An 8,075-nucleotide genomic window follows, 5' to 3' on the forward strand; every position below is an offset into this window, starting at 1 on the left:
TCAATTGCGATGCAAAAGTAGTAGGTTTTTTTGAAATATGCAATATCTTTGCAAAAAAAATATTTGAAATGGACAAAATAATAGGATTGGGCAACGCCCTGGTAGACGTACTTGCAACCCTAAAGGATGATACGCTCCTGGATGAAATGGGATTACCCAAAGGAAGCATGCAACTCATTGATGACGCTAAGTTACAGCAGATTAACACACGATTTTCGCAAATGAAAACCCATTTGGCAACGGGTGGATCGGCGGGAAATACCATCCTCGGACTGGCCTGTTTGGGTGCCGGAACAGGTTTTATTGGAAAAGTAGGAAATGATCATTATGGAGAATATTTTCGCAAAAATCTTCAGAAAAATAAGATTGAGGACTCATTATTGACCTCGGAACAACTTCCTTCCGGCGTCGCATCCACTTTTATTTCACCGGATGGGGAACGTACTTTCGGTACTTACCTGGGAGCAGCCGCTTCCTTGAAAGCGGAAGAACTCACGCTCGATATGTTTAAAGGGTATGCATACTTGTTTATTGAAGGATATTTGGTTCAGGATCACGAAATGATTCTCCATGCCATTGAATTGGCAAAAGAAGCAGGTTTGCAGATTTGTCTTGACATGGCAAGTTATAATATTGTAGCCAATGATCTGGAATTCTTCTCCTTATTAATAAATAAGTATGTGGATATTGTTTTTGCGAATGAAGAAGAAGCGAAAGCGTTTACAGGCAAAGAGCCGGAAGAAGCTTTGGGAATTATTGCTAAGAAGTGCAGCATTGCCATCGTGAAAGTAGGAGCAAACGGTTCTTATATTCGTAAAGGAACGGAAGAAATCAAAGTTTCCGCTATCCCGGTAGGGAAAGTGATAGATACAACCGGAGCGGGTGACTATTTTGCTGCCGGTTTCTTATACGGTTTGACTTGCGGATATTCATTGGAGAAGTGTGCTAAAATAGGTTCCATTCTCTCGGGAAATGTTATTCAGGTAATTGGAACAACAATACCGGAAGAACGCTGGGATGAAATTAAGTTAAATATTAACAGGATTCTAGCGGAATAACCAAGGATTGAGTTACTTTTACAACTCATTTATATTGAAAGAAGTATGAAAAAATTGCTGAATGGGCGGGTAGCTGTCGTTATAGTGGCTGTAATGGCTGCCGTAGCTTTCTTTAGTTTCAAGAGTGGCGACGACCGCAATTTCCAGATTGCAAAGAATCTGGATATATTTAACGCGATTGTGAAGGAACTGGATATGTTCTATGTAGATACGATCGACCCGAATAAGACAATCAGGGAAGGAATCGACAATATGCTTTTCACGCTGGATCCTTATACGGAATATTTCCCCGAAGAGGATCAGAGTGAACTGGAACAGATGATTAAGGGCTCATTCGGTGGTATAGGCTCCTACATTACTTATAGTACCAAACTGAAACGCTCGATGATTTCCGAACCGTTCGAAGGCACACCGGCAGCGAAAGCCGGATTGAAAGCCGGAGATATTCTGATGGAGATTGACGGGACAGACCTTGCAGGCAAGAACAATGCGGAAGTCAGCCAGATGTTGCGCGGACAGGCGGGTACCAGTTTCAAGCTGAAAGTAGAACGTCCGAACGCCAAAGGCGGACGCACTCCGATGGAATTCACGATTGTGCGTGAATCTATTCAGAATCCTTCCATTCCTTATGCTGCCGTACTCGATAATCAGGTAGGGTACATCAACTTGAGTACTTTTTCCGGTAATCCTTCCAAAGATTTCAAGAAAGCATTTTTGGAGTTGAAGAAACAGGGAGCCACTTCGCTGGTTATCGACCTTCGTGGAAACGGCGGCGGCCTGTTGGATGAAGCGGTGGAAATTGCCAACTATTTCTTGCCGCGTGGAAAGGTAATTGTGACGACTAAGGGAAAAATCAAGCAAGCCAGCAATACGTATAAGACATTGCGCGAACCGCTGGATTTGGATATTCCAATTGCAGTGCTGGTAAATAGCGGGACAGCTTCCGCTTCCGAAATTCTGTCAGGTTCTTTGCAAGACCTTGACCGTGCGGTAGTCATTGGCAGCCGTACTTTCGGAAAAGGGTTGGTACAGGTTCCCCGTTCGCTGCCTTATGGCGGAACGATGAAGGTGACTACTTCCAAATATTATATTCCTAGCGGACGCTGCGTGCAGGCCATCGACTACAAGCATCGCAATGAAGACGGAAGTGTAGGAACTATTCCCGATAGTCTGACTAAAGTATTTCATACGGCAGCCGGACGTGAAGTCCGTGACGGCGGCGGTGTAATGCCGGATATTGTCATCAAGCAGGAGAAATTGCCGAATATCCTGTTCTATCTGGTACGTGATAATCTGATTTTCGATTATGCAACCCAATATTGTCTGGATCATCCTACCGTCGTTGCTCCTGAAAAGTTTGAAGTGACGGACGCTGATTATAATGCCTTTAAAGCATTGGTGAAGAAAGCCGATTTCAAATATGACCAGCAAAGCGAGAAGATTCTGAAAACGTTGAAGGAAGCTGCGGAGTTTGAAGGGTATATGACGGATGCTTCGGAAGAGTTCAAGGCACTCGAAAAGAAGCTGAACCATGACTTGGATCGTGATTTGGATTATTTCTCCGGCGATATAAAGAAAATGATTGCTTCTGAAATTATCAAGCGTTACTACTATCAGCGCGGTAATATCATCCAGCAGTTGAAAGATGATGACGGGTTGAAGGAAGCAGTGAAAGTCCTGAACGATCCGGTGAAATATAAAGAAATGCTGAGTGCGCCGGTTGCAAAGAAATGAGATTGAATAGATAAGAAAAACGGTGGATAGCTATATTGCAAGAGCTATCCACCGTTTTTTATTTATCAAAGTGCCTTTAGACGTGAACCAGAGGGAGAGTAAAGTAGAATCTGCTTCCTTTGCCTTCTTGGGAACGCAGCCAGATTCGTCCGCCCATCTTTTCTACTAACATTCTGCAGAGTGCCAGTCCCAGTCCGGTTCCCTGTATGAAATCATTCACTTTACCGAAACGGCGGAAGATGGTAGCTGCCCTTTCTGCGGCGATACCGATGCCGCTGTCCTTGACATAGAATTCCACAAAATCCTCTTTTTCACGATAGCCGAAGTGAATTTCTCCCTTGGGAGTGAATTTGGTAGCGTTGCTAAGCAGATTACTTATAACCTGTATGATACGGTTCCAGTCGCCGGAAGCATACATATCCGTATTTACATCATCCAGGATGAGTTTGACGTTACTTTGAGTTTTATAATGGAATCGCTGTTCCAGTTGCCGGCAAATATCAATTAACTTGATAGGGCGGATATTGAACTTGAGCGATCCGGCTTCAAGCGATGATAAATCAAGGATATCATTAAACAGGTTCAGCAGTATCTCCGAGTTTTTGTCGATAATTTCGATATATTGGTTCTTTTCATCTGCGGATTCCGCAGATGCGAGCAATTTGGAAAATCCGACTATGGCATTGAGCGGAGTACGGATTTCATGACTCATATTGGCAAGAAAGGCAGATTTGAGCCGGTCGGACTCTTCGGCTTTTATCCTGGCGGCATCCAGTTCCTTTTGTTGTTTTGCGTATACATGTTGGGAAGAAAGAGATTCTGCCTTCTTCTCTAATTGTTCGATTATTTCTAATAACTCTTCTTTTGTTTTGTTGTCGTAGTTTCGCATAGAGGGCTTACTGCTATTTACTAAAATGTTGTATAAACTGTTTTATCTGTTGCAAATATAAGACAATAAATTGATAAACCGGGTGACCTTCCAAGTTATTATAATATAAAAAAGACAGATAGCTTTTGCCCTACTAATCAGAATGTTCTATCTTTGTACCATTATATATTAAATGATTTACAATATGTCTACAGAATTATTCTCTACTCTGCCCTATAAGGTGGCAGATATTACGCTTGCAGATTTTGGACGCAAGGAAATCGATTTGGCAGAAAAAGAAATGCCCGGCCTGATGGCTCTTCGCGAAAAGTATGGAGAATCCAAACCGTTAAAAGGTGCCCGCATTATGGGCTCGTTGCACATGACTATTCAAACAGCCGTGTTGATTGAAACACTGGTTGCTTTAGGAGCTGAAGTACGTTGGTGCTCTTGTAATATATATTCAACGCAGGATCATGCTGCTGCTGCCATTGCCGCTTCAGGTGTGCCTGTGTTCGCATGGAAAGGTGAAACACTTGCCGATTACTGGTGGTGCACTTTGCAGGCATTGAGCTTTGCTGATGGTAAAGGCCCGAATGTGATTGTGGACGATGGCGGTGACGCTACGATGATGATTCACGTAGGTTATGACGCAGAGAATAACGCGGCTGTATTAGATAAGGAAGTACATGCCGAAGATGAAATCGAACTGAATGCCATCCTGAAGAAAGTATTGGCAGAAGATAATACCCGTTGGCATCGTGTAGCTGAAGAAATGCGCGGTGTGTCTGAAGAGACAACGACAGGCGTACACCGTTTGTACCAGATGCAGGAAGAAGGCAAACTGCTGTTCCCGGCATTCAATGTGAACGACTCGGTAACGAAATCCAAGTTTGATAACCTTTATGGTTGCCGTGAATCATTGGCCGACGGTATCAAGCGTGCAACGGACGTGATGATTGCCGGAAAAGTCGTGGTGGTATGTGGTTATGGTGATGTAGGTAAAGGTTGTTCCCACTCCATGCGTTCTTACGGAGCACGTGTGTTGGTGACGGAAGTAGACCCTATCTGTGCATTGCAGGCTGCTATGGAAGGCTTTGAAGTGGTAACTATGGAAGATGCTTGTGCTGAAGGTAATATTTTCGTGACTACCACCGGTAATATTGACATTATCCGTATCGACCATATGGAGAAAATGAAAGACCAGGCCATTGTTTGCAACATCGGTCACTTCGATAACGAAATCCAGGTAGACGCCTTGAAGCATTATCCGGGTATCAAATGTGTGAACATCAAGCCGCAGGTAGACCGCTATTATTTCCCGGATGGACACAGTATCATCCTGCTTGCTGACGGTCGTCTTGTAAACCTCGGCTGCGCGACGGGACATCCGTCATTCGTTATGAGTAACTCATTTACCAATCAGACATTGGCTCAGATTGAGTTGTTCAACAAGAAATATGAAATAGATGTATATCGCTTGCCGAAGCATCTGGACGAAGAAGTTGCCCGCCTGCATCTCGAAAAGATCGGTGTGAAACTGACCAAGCTGACTCCTGAACAGGCTGCTTATATAGGTGTATCTGTAGACGGACCTTATAAGGCCGACCATTATAGATATTAATTAAATTGAGAATTGGGAATTGAAAATTGAGAATGAGCTGCGCGGTATGAAGCGTGACGGTTCTCAATTTCCAGTTCTTAATTCTCGATTCTCAATTCTTAATTATATGAAGAAACTTCTTCCCGATTTAATCGCCATTCTGGCCTTTATTATTCTTTCTTTTGCTTATTTCTTCCCGGCTGATATTGAAGGCCGTATTTTGTTTCAGCATGATTCCGTAGCCGGAGTCGGTGCCGGACAGGAATCGAAAGAGTACCGCGACCGTACCGGAGAACGTACACGCTGGACAAATGCAATTTTCGGCGGTATGCCTACCTATCAGATGTCTCCGAGTTACGACTCGACGAAACCACTGAATTGGGTGGAAAAAGTTTATCGGCTTTATCTGCCCGACTATGTGGTGCTGACTTTTATTATGATGCTCGGATTCTATATCCTCTTGCGGGCATTCGGCATATCGGCCTGGCTGGCGGCGTTAGGCGGAGTCATATGGGCTTTTTCTTCCTACTTCTTTATCCTGATATCTGCGGGACATATCTGGAAATTTGTGACACTGGCTTATATACCGCCTACGATTGCGGGTGTCGTCCTGGCCTATCGAAAGAAATACCTGTTGGGAGGAATTATCACGGCTTTGTTTATCGCTCTTCAGATACAGTCCAACCACATTCAGATGAGCTATTACTTCATGTTTGTCATCCTGTTTATTGTAGGGGCTTACTTCGAAGATGCTTATAAGAAGAAAGAACTGCCGCATTTCTTCAAAGCCAGCGCGGTTTTGGCATTGGCTGCCGTAGTGGGAGTGTGCATAAATATCTCCAACTTGTACCACACTTATGAGTATAGCAAAGAGACCATGCGCGGCAAAAGCGAGTTGAAACAGGAAGGATCAGCCGCCAACAAGACAAGCAGTGGATTGGACCGTGATTATATTACGAACTGGAGTTACGGAATTGGCGAAACATTGACCTTACTGGTTCCGAATGTGAAAGGCGGGGCGTCATCGGCTACTATGTCGCAGAGCGAAGCGGCTATGGCAAAAGCGAACCCGATGTATGGCAGTATCTATTCGCAGTTCCCGCAATATTTCGGTGACCAGCCGTGGACTGCCGGCCCGGTATATGTAGGCGCATTTGTCATGTTCCTGTTTATCTTGGGTTGCTTTATTGTGAAAGGCCCGCTCAAATGGGCATTGTTGGGAGCTACCATTTTCTCGATTTTGCTTTCCTGGGGAAAGAATTTCATGGGACTGACGGATTTCTTCATAGATTATATCCCGATGTATAATAAGTTCCGTGCCGTATCTTCTATTCTGGTGATTGCCGAATTTACAATTCCTCTGTTGGCGATTTTTGCGTTGAAGGAAATATTCAGTAAGCCGGAAATCCTGAAACTGAAAGAGAACCGCACAGGTATCATTGTTACATTATTCCTTACGGTTGGTGTTGCGTTGATTTTGGCTGTTGCTCCGGGCGTTTTCTTCTCCAGTTTCATCACGGCACAAGAGATGGGCGCATTGAAGCAGGGACTTCCGGCAGAACATCTTACTCCGGTCGTTACTAATCTGACGGAAATGCGCGAAGCGATTATCTCTTCGGATGCATGGCGCAGCTTCTTCATTATCATTGTGGGATGCTTCCTCTTATTCCTGTATCAACAGAGAAAGTTGAAAGCTGCTTTTACTTTGGCAGGTATCGCACTTCTATGTCTGATAGACATGTGGACGGTCAACAAACGCTATTTGAATGACGAACAATTTGTCCCGAAGTCCAAACAAGCGGAAGCGTTTGTCAAGACACAAGCGGATGAAATCATCCTTCAGGATACTACTTTGGATTACCGTGTGCTGAACTTTATAGGCTTCCCAAATAATACGTTTAATGAGAATAATACGGCATACTGGCATAAGAGTGTCGGTGGTTACCATGCTGCCAAACTGCGTCGTTATCAGGAAATGATCGACCATCATATCGTTCCTGAAATGCAGGAAACTTATCAGGCTGTGGCGACTGCCGGCGGTGAGATGGACAGCGTGGATGCTTCCAAATTTCGTGTGCTGAATATGTTGAACACGAAATACTTTATCTTCCCCGCCGGAGAACAAGGCCAACCTGTTCCTGTTCAAAATCCGTATGCTTACGGCAATGCCTGGTTTGTGGATAAAGTGCAATACGTGAATAACGCAAACGAGGAAATTGATGCCTTGCATGATATTCTTCCGACAGAGACTGCCGTAGTAGATGCCAAATTCAAGGAACAACTGAAAGGAGTGACAGAAGGATATAAGGACTCTTTGTCTACCATCCGCCTGACCAGTTACGAGCCGAACCGACTGGTTTATAAGACCTCTTCGGCTAAAGACGGAGTTGTGGTATTCTCTGAAATATACTATCCTGGATGGCAGGCGACTATTGACGGACAACCGGTGGACATTGCCCGCGCCGACTACATCCTGCGTGCAATGAACGTACCGGCCGGAGAGCATACCATCGAAATGTGGTTTGACCCGCAGAGCATCCATGTTACAGAAAGCATCGCCTATGCAGCATTGGCCCTGTTGTTAATCGGAGTCATGATTCTCGTATGGATGGGACGACGCAAACTAACTAAAAAGCCTGACGCGGAATAAGTAGACACATCCTTTATATAAGACCAAGTGACTGGTGGATTTCAACATCGGTTACAATATATATAAGGTAGCTTCATTAAATAAGGGAGGTTGTGTCAAAACGTTGGCGCAACCTCTTTTATATTTTACAGTTCTGCTATATTTTCTTTTGGCTATGCTGCT

At 44.3% G+C, this 8,075-nt stretch carries 4 protein-coding genes and 1 pseudogene; 4 read left to right on the forward strand and 1 reads right to left on the reverse strand.

Features of this window, described 5'->3' with window-relative positions; all coding sequences use genetic code 11:
* The first annotated feature begins 68 nt into the window (after positions 1-68).
* Both AB5443_RS20300 and AB5443_RS20305 read left to right on the forward strand, forming a co-directional pair.
* Positions 69-1,058, forward strand: a complete 990-nt coding sequence (locus AB5443_RS20300; RefSeq protein ID WP_044653745.1) for an adenosine kinase — start codon at positions 69-71, stop codon at positions 1,056-1,058.
* 45 nt (positions 1,059-1,103) lie between these two features.
* On the forward strand, positions 1,104-2,792 hold the full coding sequence (locus AB5443_RS20305) for a S41 family peptidase (RefSeq protein ID WP_368114260.1): 1,689 nt from the start codon (positions 1,104-1,106) through the stop codon (positions 2,790-2,792).
* A gap of 76 nt (positions 2,793-2,868) precedes the next feature.
* Here AB5443_RS20305 and AB5443_RS20310 read toward each other — a convergent pair.
* A pseudogene (locus AB5443_RS20310) lies at positions 2,869-3,585 on the reverse strand (sensor histidine kinase); the annotation flags it as partial.
* A 280-nt stretch (positions 3,586-3,865) separates the two neighbouring features.
* On the opposite strand from AB5443_RS20310, the gene ahcY reads away from it, so the two are divergent.
* Both ahcY and AB5443_RS20320 read left to right on the forward strand, forming a co-directional pair.
* Complete coding sequence (ahcY, locus tag AB5443_RS20315) at positions 3,866-5,284, forward strand: adenosylhomocysteinase (protein WP_303006844.1); 1,419 nt, start codon at positions 3,866-3,868, stop codon at positions 5,282-5,284.
* Positions 5,285-5,390: 106 nt separating this feature from the next.
* The gene (locus AB5443_RS20320) at positions 5,391-7,913 is read left to right on the forward strand and encodes a YfhO family protein (RefSeq protein ID WP_368114261.1); all 2,523 of its coding nucleotides are present in this window, start codon (positions 5,391-5,393) and stop codon (positions 7,911-7,913) included.
* The last annotated feature ends 162 nt before the right edge of the window (positions 7,914-8,075 follow it).

Source organism: Bacteroides sp. RTP21281st1_H5_RTP21281_210402, assembly GCF_040918965.1.
Taxonomy (GTDB): domain Bacteria; phylum Bacteroidota; class Bacteroidia; order Bacteroidales; family Bacteroidaceae; genus Bacteroides; species Bacteroides congonensis.